We start from the raw sequence: 15,537 nt of genomic DNA, 5'->3' as shown, positions 1-15,537 counted from the left end.
TTAATCCATCGAATAGAATTTTAAAGTAACAGCAAACTAAAGAAAAAAGGAGGTTGTTACGATGCATACGATGTGGAAAGGAACTATCAGCTTTGGCTTGGTTAATATTCCCGTAAAGATGCACGCTGCTACCGAAAATAAAGATATTAAACTAAGACAGCTGCATAAGGAATGCAAATCCCCAGTAAAATATGAAAAAGTGTGTCCCATCTGTGAAAAAGAGGTTAAAAACGAAGACATTGTAAAAGCATATGAATATGCCAAAAATAAATTTGTTATCTTAGATGAGGAAGAGCTAGAGTCCTTAAAGAAAGAACAAGAGGACAAAGCTGTTGAAATTCTGGACTTTGTCCAATTAGAGGATATTGATCCGATTTATTTTGAAAAGAGTTATTATTTATCTCCAAATGAAGGAGGGGGTAAAGCATATGGATTATTGCGTAGCGCGCTGAGTGATACGGGGAAAATCGGGATTGCCAAAATGATCATTCGAGCAAAGGAACAGCTTGCAATTATCCGGGTTTACGAAAATGTACTCGTTGTAGAGACCATTCATTATCCAGATGAGGTAAGAAGCGTTCAGGATGTTCCGAACATCCCAGAAGAGGTTGAAATCGTAAAGAAAGAATTAGACACGGCTAAAATGTTGATCGATCAGTTAACGAACGACTTTGAACCTGAGAAGTATACAGATGATTATCGTACAGCTTTAATGGAATTAATTGAAGAAAAGAAAAACAATGAACAGACTGCTACTGGTAAGGAAAAAGCCGTACCAGATAATGTTACGAACTTAATGGATGCACTCCAAGCATCATTGGATAGAGCGAAAAAAGACAAACCAAAGCCAAAACAAGCAAAACGAAAAACAACAACGAAGAAAAAGGTTGCCACATAAGACATCTCCACTTGTTGGAGGTATCTTATGTGAAAACACCAATTCTTTATTACTGTATATTCTCTCGATTTTCTTTCTCCATTTTATGCAATGTGTGTTTCACTCCCCATTCATGCATTGCTTCTAAAATTGGTTCTAAACTTTTTCCATATTCTGTAATGGAATACTCCACTTTTGGAGGTACTTGCGGATAAACTTTACGCATCACAATATCCTCAGCCTCTAATTCCCGCAGTTGATTCGTTAACATCTTTTGTGTGATTCCTGGCATACTTCGCTTTAATTCGCTAAATCGTTTGGTTCCTTCTTGTAAAAGATTTAACAAAATAATTGGTTTCCACTTCCCAACCAATATTCCTAAAGCGTCTTCAACACGACAAAGTTCTGGTTTCTTTTCCATGTAATCCTCCTAAGTATCTTTTAGTATACTATGTACCATTAAAGTGCGTACTTACAATTTTTCGTTATATAAGACATAATAACATTATATAGAATGTGATGGAAGAAGATTCTTCTTTGTTAGAAGGCATTAGGACATTAGAAGTGAAAGGTTGAAGTATGTATGGAAAATTACCGTATCGATACAAGTAAAGGATTGGAGTTTGGACTATACACATTAGGCGATCATATTTCAGATCCACATACAGGAAAACGAATCTCAGCAGAACAGCGAATTCATGAAATTATTGAATTAGCGAAACTTGCTGAACAAGCAGGTATTGACTTTTTTAGTGTAGGTGAAAGCCATCAGGATTATTTCACAACACAGGCACATTCAGTTGTACTAGCGGCCATTGCGCAGGCGACGAGTAAGATCAAGATTGCTAGTTCCTCTACAATTATTAGCACATTGGATCCAGTTCGTGTTTATGAAGATTTTGCAACGATTGATTTAATTTCAAAAGGACGAGCAGAAATTATAGCAGGGCGTGCTTCTAGAATAGGACTTTTTGATTTATTAGGATATGATCTTCGTGATTATGAAGAATTGTATGAAGAAAAGTTTGAACTATTACTTGAAATCAATAAAAATGAGGTTATCAATTGGAGCGGACAATTCCGTGCTCCACTAAACAACGCAAAGGTAATTCCACGTCCGAAAGAAGGCTCCCTGCCGATTTGGCGTGCAGTAGGCGGTGCACCTGCCAGTGCTATTAAGGCAGGATATGCAGGGGTCCCGATGTTCCTGGCTATGCTAGGAGGACCAGCGACAAGCTTCAAACGATCGATTGATGCATTCCGTGAAGCTGCGAGTCAAAGCGGGTTTGATCCAGCAGAGCTTCCGATATCAACAGCAGGATTCTTCTATGCTGCCGAAACAACTGGGCAGGCTCAGAGAGAATATTATCCTTATATAAATGAAGGAATGAAGCTAACGAATGGACGAGGCTATCCAAAGCAGCATTTTGCTCAAGGGGCTGATCCAAGAGACGTTATGAATATTGGAAGCCCGCAACAAATCATCGAGAAAATTCTTTATCAACATGAAGTGTTTGGCCACCAGCGTTATATTGGCCAAATGGATTTCGGTGGCGTGCCATTTGAAAAGTTAAAGAAAAACATTGAATTGATTGGCACAGAAATTTTACCGGCAATTAAAAAGCATACAGCAAGAAAATAGGAGGGAAGCAAAGTGAAGATTGTTGCTTTATCCGGATCAAAAGTTGGTACGAAAACAAAAACAGCGATGAATTACACAGTGAAATCAATAAACGATAAAATTCCAGAAATGGATGTGACACTGATTGATTTAGCTGACTATGATATTCAGTTTAGTGACGGACGTAACTATTTAGAATATGCAGGGGATACGAAGTATGTAGCAAAAACAATCATGGAAGCAGATATTATCATAATTGGAACGCCAATCTTTCAAGCATCAATCCCAGCTACATTAAAGAATATATTTGATTTACTGCCGATAAACGCATTTCAAGATAAAATAGTCAGTCTGCTTGTTACAGCAGGTTCTTCCAAGCATTATTTAATTGCAGAACAGCAATTAAAACCAATACTTGCATACATGCAAGCTCAAATTGTCCAAAAGTATGTATTTATAGAGGAGAAGGATTTTTATCGAAACGAAATAACGAGTGATGATGTGTTATTTCGAATCGATCGCTTAATTGAAGATACAGTCTTACTAGCAGAGACCTATATTAAAATCCGTAAAGAAAAAGAAGCAGCTTATGGATTTTAAGCCGGTTACTTATTTTTTCAAAGTCGTCTAAAAAAAGGCGGCTTTTTCTATTATCTAGAAAAATTTGCAATAAAGAATCAAAAAAATATTATTAAGTAGTAAAATAAGTGTGCCATTTGAAATGATAAATTCTAGAAATCATAAATTTTTCGTAAACCAATGAAACAGATCTGTTTTTAGAAATGCGTGTGGTCACGGAGGATTTCAGAAATTTCTGGTGAAGAAGCAACATAATGATTTGGCTGTTTTTACTAGGAGGACTTATCTTTTTTATTACTTTATAATCCAAAGTGAATCTAGGTACGTGAAGAAATCTTATTCTTTATTATTCATTCAGGTGTTATATACTTTATTTATACCGAATTCCATTTGCTGCCTTTTCTAATTCCTTCCAGTTTAATATTTGAATTGAGTTTTTTTGTCTTTCAATAATACCTTGCTCGATTAAAGAAGCTATTACACGGTTGAGATGTCGATAAGTCGTACCTAGCAAACTGGCTATTTCTTTAACGCTCGAGGTCTGTAATTCGATCCCGAATTCGTTATCCGCATCAGGAGACAGCGTAGACATTAGATAACTTGCAAACTTGTTTTCAACAGATGCTAATAAATTTACACGAGAAGCTGTTGTACATGTTTGAAGTTTAAAACTTACATGTTCTAAAAGCATATGTAAAAGTCTTGGGTTGTCTATTTCATATTTTTTGATGTAATCAAAAGGAATGCCGATCACTAAACATTCATCGACAGCTTGAACTTGTGACTGAACAGGAACATCTCGAATTAATTCAATATCACCAATAACAGAAAGGGGATAAATAAAACGTAATAACAGTGCTTTTCCGGTTTCAATACTTGATGTTATTCTAGCTTTACCATTGACTAAGAATAATAGGGAATTCATTTCCATCCCTTCAAAGCGTATAATTTCCCCTGAATGATATTGCTGCATATGATATGGCAGTTGTTTTGATTGATGAAACATTCTATTAATTTGAAATTCCTCTAAATATTTCTCCAATAACTCTGAATCTTGAATATTTCGCATGAAAATCTCCTTTTTTTGGGACATATGTCCTTTTCATTATAAGATAAACTGATAATATGGACAATAAATGAAGAAAGAAGGGATAAAATGAAATTTGTATTCGATTTAGATGGGACAATCTGCTTTCACGGCAAGCCTGTCTCAGAAAATCTACTCACATCGATAGAAGATCTAAAAGCAAAAGGGCATGAAGTTATTTTTGCTTCAGCCAGGCCAATACGAGATCTACTGCCTATCTTGCATGAGCGTTTTCATCATTACCCCATGGTTGGTGGGAATGGATCTATGGTTGCAGCAAACGGAAAAATCATTTCAACCATATGTTTTAGTGAAGAAACAATGGCAGCTACGGGCCGCTTACTAGAAGCATTTAACATCACTTATTTAATTGATAGTGAATGGGACTATGCTTACACTGGACCAACTGACCATCCAATATTAAATAATCTGGATCCACTAAAGCGAGCTAAGAACGTTGAATTACATAAGTTATCATCCATTATAAAGATACTAATACTTACATCAGATGATAGAAAAGAAGTATTGAAACGACTTAGTAAAATGAAGGTGGTTGTGCACATCCATGGAGATGAGGGCATCTTCGATATTAGCCCTGAAGGTATAGATAAATGGAGCGGTTTGCAACAGTTGGGAGTGAAAGAAAGGGAATACATTGCATTTGGTAATGATTCGAATGATAGAACGATGTTTCAGCATGCTGGTCATACTGTAATGATAGGTGATAATCAGCAGTTAAAACCATTTGCATCAGAGCAATTATTCATCGAACAGGATATAGAACGCAAAATAATAAATAGATTAGATAAGCTAGCAAGCCCACATATGTTACAAATATAGCGTTTACAGAGAATTAACTTAGGCTAGTAAACCACCAAATCTTACTCTTTAAACAGGTAAGATTTAATGGAGAAAACCCTATAATAGAGGGGTTCCATTGCCATTTTTGTACCAGCTGTGTCTTCCAAGTTAAGCATACGGCATTATGTATATTGCCAATTTTGATTGTTGCTGCAACCGCCTAAATGAGCCCTAAGTATTATCTTCTTATATTTCCAATGACATGATTGAATTTATTGATGACGCTATTATCAATTATTCAAGGTGATTATCAATTAAACTGATTTAGTATAAAATTCCTCGGGTCTATATACTTCGTTATCAATAATTACTATAAATAAAAGGTCATTAGGTCGATACTTATGAACGAGAATAGTTAATATCTACGGGCTCGGGTATATTACAAGAGATTGATACTAGTCTTATGCACAAGTTGAACTATTCGAAGGGGCTTGATACATTTAAAGTCCTGGAAACTGTACAGGAAACCGAGTAAATTCTTTAACTTTGCGCTTCATTCTGTTAGGGACACCTCACAGAATGAAGCTATTTTAACATTATTTTTTTTGATTTTTATTCAAAATAGTCCTCAATTCTTTAATATCCTCTTCAGACAAAGATTCTTGTTCCATGAACTGAACGAGCATCGATTTTACCGTTCCGCCATAGATTCGCTTAATAAAAGAATGTGCTTCAGCTCGCTGACATTCTTCCTGAGAATAAATCGGATAAAAAGTATAGATTCTTTGATTTTTATTAATACCGACCACTTCTTTTTGCGCAAGACGATCAAGAAGCGTACGTACAGTTTTCGGTTTCCAGTCAGTTTTTGCCTGTAAAGAGGCTATCACTTCATTCGCTGTCTGCGGTGCTCTCTCCCAGAGCACGTTCATGACTTCCCATTCTGCTTCTGAGATATTAGGTATATGTTTAGACACTGCTACTAACCTCCCGATCATATTTGTTGTAAAGTATTTTGATTAAAGGTGAAATCGTAATTGATTCTTAATAGATGCCTTTATCGTTTAAAATTGATGATGTAATATCTGCAGCTGCACTTCCAGACGCATCCGTTTCGTTTTGTATATTTGTAGCAAAAAAGTATATATTTTCTCCTTTTTCTACGTAACCGATAAACCAACCATTAATATTTTTACCATTGACCGTACCAGTACCAGTTTTCCCGGATAAATAGAAGTCGTCTAATTCCTCTATTCGCAGCGAATCTTTAACAGCTTGCACATTCTTCTCATCAAACCCAAATTCATTGAAATAAAATGCTGTTAATAATTGAACCTGTTCAACTGGAGATATTTTTAAGGATGATTCTATCCAGAATTGTTCTCTGCCACCAGATACGTCGTAATTTCCGTAATGGATTCCTTTTAAATTCTCTTGGATATCATCAAGTGACATTGTTTTATCTAACTCACTAAAATACCAGTTTACTGAGTTTGACATGGCTGTAGATAAATTATGATCTTTATTCCAAGAATCAAAAGGATAGTCCTGGCCATCCCATTTGATGGTAGAATTTTCACTTGTTATGGCATTTGCCTGCAAACCAAACAATGCACTATAAATTTTGTAAGTTGAATTTGGAGGAACTCTTAATGTACTTTGATTTTCATTATAGATACTATATCTGTCAGCCTGTGCATCATATAATACAAAACTGCCTTCATAATCCTCAAAATATGCACTAAGATCCTCGTAAGTCACACGCTGGTGATTAAATTCGTATTGATCATCGCTGCTTGTCATAGCGGAAACAAATGGCAACTGACACGATATGATTATCCCAGCCATTAGAAAAATGAGTACACTTTTTAGTTTCAGCAGTTTAGACTCTCTTGTAAATGCAGCAATTTTGATAATACGTTTTTTAATTTGCTTCTTTGATCCATTTAAGTGATTTGCCAAAGCCAGATTTTTTAAGTGAGAAGTTTTCTCGGCAAAATTTAAGATTGTATTTCCGTAATTTACGGAATAGTGTTCGCCCATTGAATTTAACACAGCAATATCACATGCAATCTCACGATCCAATCTCATTTCTTTAAAGGCATACCAAACTAGTGGATGGTACCAGTATAAGATTTGGAAAAGGATAACGAAGTAATTGGTCAAGACATCTTTGTTTTTAAAATGATTTAATTCGTGCAGAAGAATGTATTTTATATCTTCCGTAGAGAGCCATTTATCTAAATTGGTTGGTAATACAATATAGGACTTAAACAAACCAAAAGCCATCGGAGATTTGATTAATGAAGATTCTCTAAGAAAAAAAGGCTTAGATATATTTAAATGCTGCTTACATTGTTCAAATAGCGTTAGAAGTTCTTTATTTTTAATGGACTGTGTTGTGCTTTTAATAGTCATTAGCTTATACCAGGATTTTATGGTTAAGATGCCCATGAATAGTATTCCAGCAATCCATAAACAAGCGAAGATGACGTTTAAGAAATTAGGGCTTGAGCGATTGACGGATAGAGAAAAATCATTCATCCAATTTCCGCTTTCAGCTTCCGCTTCTCCAAGATCAGTGCCGTGATTAGTAGCATTACCTTGAATGGAATCCAGTGAAATAAAATGACTATCAAACGTAATAAGATTTTGCGGTAAAAATGGAATAGCTAACGCGAATAATAACAAAAACCATAGATTATAATGCCATTTTGCTGATAGCTGCTTTTGGAATATCTTTTTAATCAGCATAATTACTGCAATTGTAAAAGTAGATAGGATAAAACTTATTACAAAATTAGTAAAGAACATAGCTTTCGACCTCAATTCTGACGTATCCAGTAAGTTATCAAGCATTAGGGCTAAAACATATAAGGTAAACTTTAACACTCAGCTAAGAAGGGGATTACCCAGAATGACTTTATCAACAATTCAGCGCACTCTGTTCCAAGTTAATATTACAAATGTAATATTATGATTCTAACATTCCAAATTAGCATTATCAATGTAAAAAAATGGATTAAAAAAATAATTGACAACAGAATGACTACAAATGTAGTATTGTATTACACTTGTAGTCTACAAGTTGAATTTTAAGGAGGGTTTATTTTGAAGAAGAGATTCAGTATGGTTTACAGCATGGGGAAGAGCAAATTCATGCTAGCAATTTGCTTAATGGCAATGGTTGCACTGATTGGGTGTGCAAAAGAAACGGATTCAAGCGAGTCAATGTCTCAATCCAATAACGAAGAAACCAATCAGACAACAGACAATGATTTCGCCCAATTAGAAAAGGAGTTTGATGCGAAGCTCGGTGTTTACGCGCTTGACACTGGTTCAGGAAAAATTATTGATTATCAAGCCGATGAACGGTTTGCCTATACATCTACATTTAAACCATTAGCTGCAGGAGCGGTGCTAAAGCAGAACTCCTTTGAGGAATTAAACGAAACGGTTACTTATACGGAAGATGACTTGGTAACATATTCACCAATCACAGAGAAACATGTTGATACTGGTATGAACTTATTGGAAATAAGTGAAGCGGCTATTCGTTACAGCGATAATACTGCTGGTAATTTATTATTTAATGAATTAGGTGGTCCTGATGGTCTTGAGAAAGCAATGAGGGAAATAGGGGATAACGTTATAAATTCGGATCGGACAGAGACAAATTTAAATGAAGCAAAACCAGGAGATGTTCGTGATACAAGTACTCCTAAGGCACTTGCTACTAGCCTGCAAGCTTTCGCACTTGATGATCAGTTACTGTCTGAGTCTAAGCAAGATATGCTACTGGAATGGCTCAAAACGAATACTACGGGTGATACTTTAATCCGTGCTGGGGTTCCTGAAGATTGGACAGTTGGTGATAAAAGCGGCGCAGGAGGATATGGAACTCGAAATGATATTGGGATTGTATGGCCGCCTGATCGAGAACCTATTGTCATCGCAATTCTTTCAAACCGTGATACAGAAGACGCAGAATATAATGATGATTTGATAAAGCAAGCAACTGAAATTACAGTAGATGCGCTTAAATAACCTTTTTAACAAAGAGTTATGGAAGGGATTGAAAAAGTTGAAACATTTCTGGCTGGGATTGACGATGATTTTTACAATCATCGTCTTTGTGACAGGCTGTTCCAATAAGGAAACACCAGAAGAAATTTTTAATGCCTATCTTTCCAATTGGCAGGAGATGAATTTTGCAGCAATGTATCAAAGTCTTTCTAAGGAAGCAAAAGCAGAAATCAGCCAGAAGGAATTTGTGGAAAGGTATGAAAATATTTACGAAGGAATGGAAATGAACAAGTTGCAAGTTGATACAAAAGTTGATTCAAACAACACCAAAAAGCAGCAAGACAAATCCTCTGTCAGCTATGATTATAAGGTAAAAATGGAAACATTCGTTGGACCTATTGAATTTACACATCAAGCGACTTTAATTAAAGAAAAAGGGGATTCTGAGCAAGAATGGTTTGTTGATTGGAATCCATCTCTTATTTTCCCCTCACTCGAAGATGGCGATAAAGTGGGAGTTCAAACGCTAAAGGCTTCTAGAGGGGAAATTCGCGATCGTAATGGCAGCGGCGTGGCTATCAATGACCATGCTGATGTGATCGGTATTGTTCCAAGTAAACTTGGTGATGAACCTAAAACATCCAAGGCAAAAATAGCTAAGCTGTTAGGGATTTCGATTGATGAGATAGAGCACAAGCTAGAGGCAGAATGGGTTGAGCCTGATGTATTTGTGCCACTAGTTACGCTGCCGATGGGAGAAACAAATCTGGATGCATTTTTAGAAATTCCCGGGGTGAAAATACAAGAAAAGACAGTTCGCACATATCCATTTGGAGAATCAGCGGCCCACATAACTGGATATGTTCGGGAAATTACCGCTGATCAACTAAGCGAATTAGAACAAGAAGGATATGCTTCAGGAGACGTTGTTGGGAATAGTGGACTGGAAAAAGTTTTTGAAGATAGATTGAGAGGAAAAGACGGAGGACATATCTATATCAAGCGTTCGGATGGAAGTTTTAAAGAAACTCTTGCTAAAGAAGAGGCAATCCCTGGAGAGGATATTGAATTAACAATTGATGCAGCCCTGCAGTTTGAAATTTTTGAACAGTTGAAGGAAGACGCGGGTGCGGCTGTAGCACTGGATCCTAAAACAGGTGCCATATTATCCTTAGTCAGTACGCCTTCATTTGATCCGAACACTTTTGTTAGAGGTTTGTCAGATAAGCAATGGAAGCAATGGAGTGAAGATCCCAACAAACCATTTCTGAATCGTTTTACGAATCGTTATTCTCCCGGGTCTGTCTTTAAGACGACTACAGCTGCAGTAGGATTAAAGACTGGTGTTACAAGTCAGGAAGAAGTTCGAAAAATTGTAGGTAAGCATTGGAAGAAGGATGATTCATGGGGTGACTATTATGTTACACGTGTTCACGATAAAAAATTAGTAACGTTGCGTGATGCAATTGTTTATTCCGACAATATTTACTTTGCTCAAGAAGCACTTGAAATGGGAATAGATTCATTTTCAAATGAAGTATATAAATTTGGTTTCGATGAAAAGCTGCCAATTCCATTTCCAATTGCGCCATCAACCCTTTCTAATAATGGGATTGATCGTGAAGTACAGCTTGCAGATTCAGCATATGGCCAAGGGGAAATCATGATGAGCCCACTTCATCTTGCTCTAACCTATACACCTTATTTAAACCAAGGTGACTTATTATATCCACATTTGCTTGAGTCAGAAGAACGTACTGTTTGGAAAAAGAGTCTGATTGAAGCCGGTATAGCCGAGCTTATAAAGGAAAGTTTAATTCAAGTTGTGGAAGATCCAGATGGGACAGGGTATCGTGCCCGTATCCCTGGTATGACAATCGGCGGTAAATCTGGTACTGCAGAAATTAAAGCAAGTAAAGGTGATGAAAGCGGGTCAGAGAATGGCTGGTTCATCGGTTTTACGACAGAGGAGGATTCTCCGTTATTGCTAACGATGATGGTTGAGGATGTCAAAGGAAGGGGTGGCAGTGGTTATGTGATCCCGAAAGTAAAACATATCTTTGAAACGATCCAAAATGATTAGAAATGAATATAAATGAGCTCCGTTGTTTTGATAGGTAGGGGAGGAGTATGAATAAAAGAAAAGAGCCATACTTTCTTATCGAGCAAATCTTATTTTCCTGGTTATGTTCATTTTATTTTTGGTTCTGATCCTCCAGCTAGGAATTGAAGCGCTTTGGAAAATTGAAGAACATAATAAAGTATTGCAGGATATGATCTCAAATGTTTAACTGAAAGTGGAGCCATTCGTTAATGGCTCCTTATCTTTTACATAATAATTCTCTGTACAACTAGACCGAGCACCAGACCTAAAAAAATAGAAGATAGTGTACCTAACAAGAAATATTCCGCCCAGTTTCGATCATCTAACTGTTTGAATCGGGCAATCGACTTTGCAGCAATAATAAAAGCTATCGACGGGTATGCACCAATCACTGTTAATGTAATAACAAGCAATCTTTCTATATAGCCAATGAGTTTTCCACGCGAACGAAGTGGGGAGGAGTATGTAAAGTAATGATATTCCTCTGTAAAACTATTTTCTGTCTTCGGTCGATTATTTTCTTGTCCAGCACTCAATTGATTTTTTAATGTCAGTTCACCTTCAAAGTTTGCAAGTTCTGATGGCAGCGAACCAATGATATATTTAACGATATGACCACTAACAGTTGTTGCCAAAATATAAATGATAATCATAAATAATACTATGTTGGGCAAGCTTAAACTACTTGTTCCATTCAAGTTTAAAAGACTCGCCGCTAATTCTGGGGCCTTCATATGAAAGAAAAGAATACAGGATATGATTATCATTATGACATGTAGTGCCTGGTCTAAAAGAAAGTATCCGAGTTTTTTCATATTATCTGTTGCACTTTTTGGAATGGAGTCTATTAATTTTATTTTTAATAAATCAATTAAAAGATGCGTGATAATAATAAAAATAAATGGCAGAATAAAATACTTGATAATATGTTGAAACGCGAAGTGATAACCCCATATAACGACAAGTGCGATTCCAGTTGTCAGCAGATGATGAAGCAGATGTTTTTTTAAATGTTTTATTTTATTTTTCACCATTAGATCTGTTTGAAGCCAAAAATCAGCAACCAAATGCGCCAGGAGCAGCAATAGTACAGGCATTATAATCTCCTTTCTCTCGGAAAGTAATCGTTTATATGGTTCATAATATTGTTTCGAATGGTTGATTGCAGCTTATCTGTTAAACGTTGCTCATTCTTCTGCGTACCTAATAAATCCAGCACCCTAACAATGTCATTAAATGCGTGCAAGATGACTTGCGTTTTACCCTGTTTCATATGATGGGAGATAGTACCTGTTGTTCTACCGAGATATTTGCTTACTTTATTTTGTTGACCGAGCATTAAATATAAAGAACATACTCGAGATTGTATATCGGTTTGTTCGTTTATTTGAACTTGCTTGAGAGTTAAACTTGTATTTATTAACGTTTCGAACTGTTTGCTGAAAACGGTGAAGTCTTGTTTATCTGATAAACGAGGTAATGCAAATCGAAATAGCAATCTGTTCTGTTGCTTTTTCAGGTAATCATTAGCATTTCTCGCTTGTTTCATTAATGGATGAATCCATGTTTCTATGTTTATTGTGCTTAAATCCTCTTGGATATTACCAAAGGATAAACCAAAATAAGGCTTGTGATCTGTGAACTTCCAGATACGGCTTATAAAGAAAGCAAGTGTATATGCCGATGCATAACCACTGCTTATAACCACCAATTCATCACCAGCACGGTGACTAACCTTTGTCACGCCAACAGGTTGTGTCCACTCAGCAATACTACTTTTTAATTGCTCTAGATATTCACTTAATTCATTTCCGATATTTTCTTTAGATGAATTACTTACGTCCATAATAAAGACAGAGACTTCATTTGCCATGTATAAACAGCTCCTTTCTTATCCAAAGAGCAGGGGAGTTTGATTATATAATCAAATATAACAAATGTTAGATGAAATAGTCAAACTTTATAGAAGTTAGATGATTTAGACTGATACGATGCAATCATTAACAGACTACCGTTCCCTATATGACAAGTTTATTATCATATTAACAAGTCACCTGAATAAAATTCATCATATTAAATAATAGACTCAGAGACACTTTACCTTATTATGCCAAATTATAATCAAGAATGGTATCACATGAATAAAATTACTAAATCTCCCTTATCTGATGGTTTCTGTAACATAATAGATAAATTATCTAATTACCATAGTATTAAAAGAAATTTAATTCCTCTAATCCCTTAGTTCATGAGTATTCAGGAAATACACAAGTAATAAATATTCCCCTCCTTTCTAGTTGTACAAGCCCTCCTTTATGAATATAAATAAATAATTACATTGCAGTCATTGAAGGAGTGTTTACTTTGGGTGTCTTTTTTAGTTATATTCTTTTAGGCTTATCACTTGCAGCACCAATCGGACCAGTAAACGCAGCTCAAATGGATCGGGGAATTAAAGGCGGTTTTTTTCATGCTTGGTTTGTTGGACTTGGAGCAGTAACAGCTGATGCATTTTATATGCTAATCGTGTATATGGGGGTAGTCCATATCGTTGACACACCATTTATAAAAACATTCTTATGGTTATTTGGTGGATTTGTTTTAATTTACACAGGATTCGAGAGCATGATAAGTGCCAAGGAATTAAAAGCAAGTCATGAAAGGACTGCAGAACCCTTATATAAATCCTTTTTCGCAGGGTTTATCATGTCAATTTCAAATCCGTTAACTATTCTGTTTTGGTTAGGTATTTATGGTTCCGTACTTGCAAAAACTGCATCAAGCTATGGAACGCAAACCTTAATTCTATATAGTTGTGCAATCTTTATCGGTTTATTGACCTGGGACTTTATCATGGCTGCAGTTTCAAGTAGTTTCCGAAAACTACTTAATGAACGCATACTTACTGGCATCGCGTTTATTTCCGGTTTGGCACTCATTGGCTTCGGGCTATTCTTTGGATGGCAAGGGATTTTATTATTAATCCAGCATTAGCGGTCCTTAATCTTTCTTTTTCTATTCACAAAAAATGCAAAAACCCCTATTAGACCGACAATTCCTAGACTGATAAAAAGGCCAGGCCGATTAGTTTTATCGATCAATGTACCACTAATACCTGCAATTAGCAACATAATCCCAACGTAATATTTAATTCGGTTTTTTAGTTTATCCTTCTGTAACTTTCTGGCGGATAAGATGATGAATAACCAGTTGTATAGGAGCATTAAACCTGCACCTGTTGTTATATAGGTATATATTTTGTCTGGAAGCGCCAAGGATAGCACGATGGACCCGGCAATCCCTAAAATAAGTAAACCTAAGGCAGGAAACGGTACAGCCAACTTCCCATCTTTTGCAAAAAAGGAAGGTGCATCTCCATCTTGGGCTAATGAAACGAGAATCGTAGTTACACCGTAGAAAGATCCAACCATGGTGGAGAAACCAGCAATAATCAATGCACCATTGAAAATATGTGGAACAAATCCTAAATCAAAGTCCTCAAGGGCAACGATAAATGGACTTTCCTTCGTATTAAAAACGTCCCATGGCACTAAAACTAATGCCAAAGCCAATCCTATCGTATAAATAGTTACTAGTGATAATATCATTACTTTGCCTGATTTCGGGGCTTCTTTAGGTTGCTTCAGTTGTACGGCCATAAGACCCATTACCTCAATACCTCCGAATGCATAGAAGGCAAAAATCAGACTTGCCCAAAATCCCGCGAATCCAGTCGGAAAAAGCTCGTCCATGCTACTGGGTATATGTAATTTTTCTACACCATCAAACATACCAAAAACAAATGACCCGGCTATAATGATAAACATGAGAATTGCAGCAAGTTTTATGACGGCAAATATATTTTCAATGCTCGTTAACTTCTTTGCGCCGACGAGCAATACAAAAAGTCCCAGAATCGCATATCCGATTGCAAATAACCACAAAGGGATATTAGGAAACCAAAAGCGAGAAAAAATTGAAAGCGCAGTAAGCTGACTTCCCATTATTAATATTTCTGCAAACCAATACATCCATCCGATACTAAACCCGGCCCAAGGGCCATAGGCTTGTTTGGCATAGGAACGGAATGCTCCCTTTTCAGGATGGCTTGCCGTTAATTTGGCTAACGCATCGAAAACAATATATGTTGTGATTCCAGCCAAAACATATGCTATGACGATAGATGGTCCACCTTGCCCGATACCGATACTTGAACCTAAAAAAAAGCCGGTACCAATCGTACAACCCACGCCAAATAAAGATAATTGCCACCATTTCATATGTTTCTCATCTATTTTTGACCCTGCCATGTTGATCCTCCTTCACACGCATTCTATATAATCCCCAAGATTCAGAAATAAATGTTGGATATTATAATCAGTGAACTAGAAATACATAAGCAAAGGTATATCTAATTTCTGCATGTTGGTATGAAATTTAAC

At 36.3% G+C, this 15,537-nt stretch carries 14 protein-coding genes; 7 read left to right on the top strand and 7 right to left on the bottom strand.

Translation table 11 applies throughout. From position 1 onward, the window contains the following. The first annotated feature begins 61 nt into the window (after positions 1-61). The gene (ku, locus tag NST46_RS16355; RefSeq protein ID WP_118889626.1) at positions 62-898 is read left to right on the top strand and encodes a non-homologous end joining protein Ku; all 837 of its coding nucleotides are present in this window, start codon (positions 62-64) and stop codon (positions 896-898) included. 49 nt (positions 899-947) lie between these two features. On the opposite strand, the gene NST46_RS16350 is transcribed toward ku, so the two are convergent. Beyond that, on the bottom strand, positions 948-1,298 hold the full coding sequence (locus tag NST46_RS16350) for a winged helix-turn-helix transcriptional regulator (RefSeq protein WP_095306924.1): 351 nt from the start codon (positions 1,296-1,298) through the stop codon (positions 948-950). 162 nt (positions 1,299-1,460) lie between these two features. Between NST46_RS16350 and NST46_RS16345 the strand changes: the two genes are divergently transcribed. Beyond that, a complete protein-coding gene (locus tag NST46_RS16345; RefSeq protein ID WP_341137487.1) occupies positions 1,461-2,519 on the top strand; it encodes an LLM class flavin-dependent oxidoreductase in 1,059 nt (352 codons plus the stop codon). A gap of 12 nt (positions 2,520-2,531) precedes the next feature. Then, the gene (locus NST46_RS16340; RefSeq protein ID WP_095306922.1) at positions 2,532-3,098 is read left to right on the top strand and encodes an NADPH-dependent FMN reductase; all 567 of its coding nucleotides are present in this window, start codon (positions 2,532-2,534) and stop codon (positions 3,096-3,098) included. A 349-nt stretch (positions 3,099-3,447) separates the two neighbouring features. Here NST46_RS16340 and NST46_RS16335 read toward each other — a convergent pair whose 3' ends face one another. Further along, positions 3,448-4,146, bottom strand: coding sequence for a Crp/Fnr family transcriptional regulator (locus NST46_RS16335; protein WP_118889623.1), 699 nt, complete (start codon positions 4,144-4,146; stop codon positions 3,448-3,450). Positions 4,147-4,233: 87 nt separating this feature from the next. Between NST46_RS16335 and NST46_RS16330 the strand changes: the two genes are divergently transcribed. Beyond that, the gene (locus tag NST46_RS16330) at positions 4,234-5,004 is read left to right on the top strand and encodes an HAD-IIB family hydrolase (protein WP_118889622.1); all 771 of its coding nucleotides are present in this window, start codon (positions 4,234-4,236) and stop codon (positions 5,002-5,004) included. A 557-nt stretch (positions 5,005-5,561) separates the two neighbouring features. On the opposite strand, the gene blaI is transcribed toward NST46_RS16330, so the two are convergent. Together blaI and NST46_RS16320 are read right to left on the bottom strand one after the other, a co-directional pair. Next, positions 5,562-5,942 carry a penicillinase repressor BlaI gene (blaI, locus tag NST46_RS16325; RefSeq protein ID WP_095306918.1) on the bottom strand — a complete coding sequence of 127 codons (381 nt, stop codon included), beginning with the start codon at positions 5,940-5,942 and terminating at the stop codon, positions 5,562-5,564. Positions 5,943-6,009: 67 nt separating this feature from the next. Beyond that, on the bottom strand, positions 6,010-7,779 hold the full coding sequence (locus NST46_RS16320) for a BlaR1 family beta-lactam sensor/signal transducer (RefSeq protein ID WP_095306917.1): 1,770 nt from the start codon (positions 7,777-7,779) through the stop codon (positions 6,010-6,012). A 315-nt stretch (positions 7,780-8,094) separates the two neighbouring features. On the opposite strand from NST46_RS16320, the gene bla reads away from it, so the two are divergent. Next, on the top strand, positions 8,095-9,012 hold the full coding sequence (bla, locus tag NST46_RS16315; protein WP_187393160.1) for a class A beta-lactamase: 918 nt from the start codon (positions 8,095-8,097) through the stop codon (positions 9,010-9,012). 28 nt (positions 9,013-9,040) lie between these two features. After that, a complete protein-coding gene (locus tag NST46_RS16310; protein WP_341137486.1) occupies positions 9,041-11,074 on the top strand; it encodes a penicillin-binding transpeptidase domain-containing protein in 2,034 nt (677 codons plus the stop codon). Positions 11,075-11,319: 245 nt separating this feature from the next. Here the strand turns inward: NST46_RS16310 and NST46_RS16305 are convergent, their stop codons facing one another. Both NST46_RS16305 and NST46_RS16300 read right to left on the bottom strand, forming a co-directional pair. Further along, positions 11,320-12,192, bottom strand: a complete 873-nt coding sequence (locus NST46_RS16305) for a DUF3307 domain-containing protein (protein ID WP_095306913.1) — start codon at positions 12,190-12,192, stop codon at positions 11,320-11,322. After that, positions 12,192-12,968 carry a hypothetical protein gene (locus tag NST46_RS16300; RefSeq protein WP_341137485.1) on the bottom strand — a complete coding sequence of 259 codons (777 nt, stop codon included), beginning with the start codon at positions 12,966-12,968 and terminating at the stop codon, positions 12,192-12,194. The genes NST46_RS16305 and NST46_RS16300 overlap by 1 nt, the downstream gene beginning before the upstream one ends. Before the next feature lie 491 nt (positions 12,969-13,459). Here NST46_RS16300 and NST46_RS16295 point away from each other — a divergent pair, with 491 nt between their 5' ends. Next, positions 13,460-14,089 carry a LysE family transporter gene (locus NST46_RS16295; RefSeq protein WP_341137484.1) on the top strand — a complete coding sequence of 210 codons (630 nt, stop codon included), beginning with the start codon at positions 13,460-13,462 and terminating at the stop codon, positions 14,087-14,089. Here the strand turns inward: NST46_RS16295 and NST46_RS16290 are convergent. Beyond that, positions 14,086-15,405: an amino acid permease gene (locus tag NST46_RS16290; protein WP_303449262.1), complete on the bottom strand. Its 1,320-nt coding sequence runs from the start codon at positions 15,403-15,405 to the stop codon at positions 14,086-14,088. The genes NST46_RS16295 and NST46_RS16290 overlap by 4 nt on opposite strands. Positions 15,406-15,537: the final 132 nt, after the last annotated feature.

Source organism: Oceanobacillus sp. FSL W7-1309 (assembly GCF_038002145.1).
Taxonomy (GTDB): domain Bacteria; phylum Bacillota; class Bacilli; order Bacillales; family Amphibacillaceae; genus Oceanobacillus; species Oceanobacillus profundus.
This window is presented reverse-complemented; position numbering and strand designations above follow the sequence as displayed.

Coding starts and splice junctions, on each gene's coding strand:
- ku (WP_118889626.1), top strand. CDS start 62: ATGCATACGATGTGGAAAGGAACTATCAGCTTTGGCTTGGTTAATATT.
- NST46_RS16350 (WP_095306924.1), bottom strand. CDS start 1,298: ATGGAAAAGAAACCAGAACTTTGTCGTGTTGAAGACGCTTTAGGAATA.
- NST46_RS16345 (WP_341137487.1), top strand. CDS start 1,461: ATGGAAAATTACCGTATCGATACAAGTAAAGGATTGGAGTTTGGACTA.
- NST46_RS16335 (WP_118889623.1), bottom strand. CDS start 4,146: ATGCGAAATATTCAAGATTCAGAGTTATTGGAGAAATATTTAGAGGAA.
- NST46_RS16330 (WP_118889622.1), top strand. CDS start 4,234: ATGAAATTTGTATTCGATTTAGATGGGACAATCTGCTTTCACGGCAAG.
- NST46_RS16320 (WP_095306917.1), bottom strand. CDS start 7,779: ATGTTCTTTACTAATTTTGTAATAAGTTTTATCCTATCTACTTTTACA.
- bla (WP_187393160.1), top strand. CDS start 8,095: ATGGTTTACAGCATGGGGAAGAGCAAATTCATGCTAGCAATTTGCTTA.
- NST46_RS16305 (WP_095306913.1), bottom strand. CDS start 12,192: ATGCCTGTACTATTGCTGCTCCTGGCGCATTTGGTTGCTGATTTTTGG.
- NST46_RS16300 (WP_341137485.1), bottom strand. CDS start 12,968: ATGGCAAATGAAGTCTCTGTCTTTATTATGGACGTAAGTAATTCATCT.
- NST46_RS16290 (WP_303449262.1), bottom strand. CDS start 15,405: ATGGCAGGGTCAAAAATAGATGAGAAACATATGAAATGGTGGCAATTA.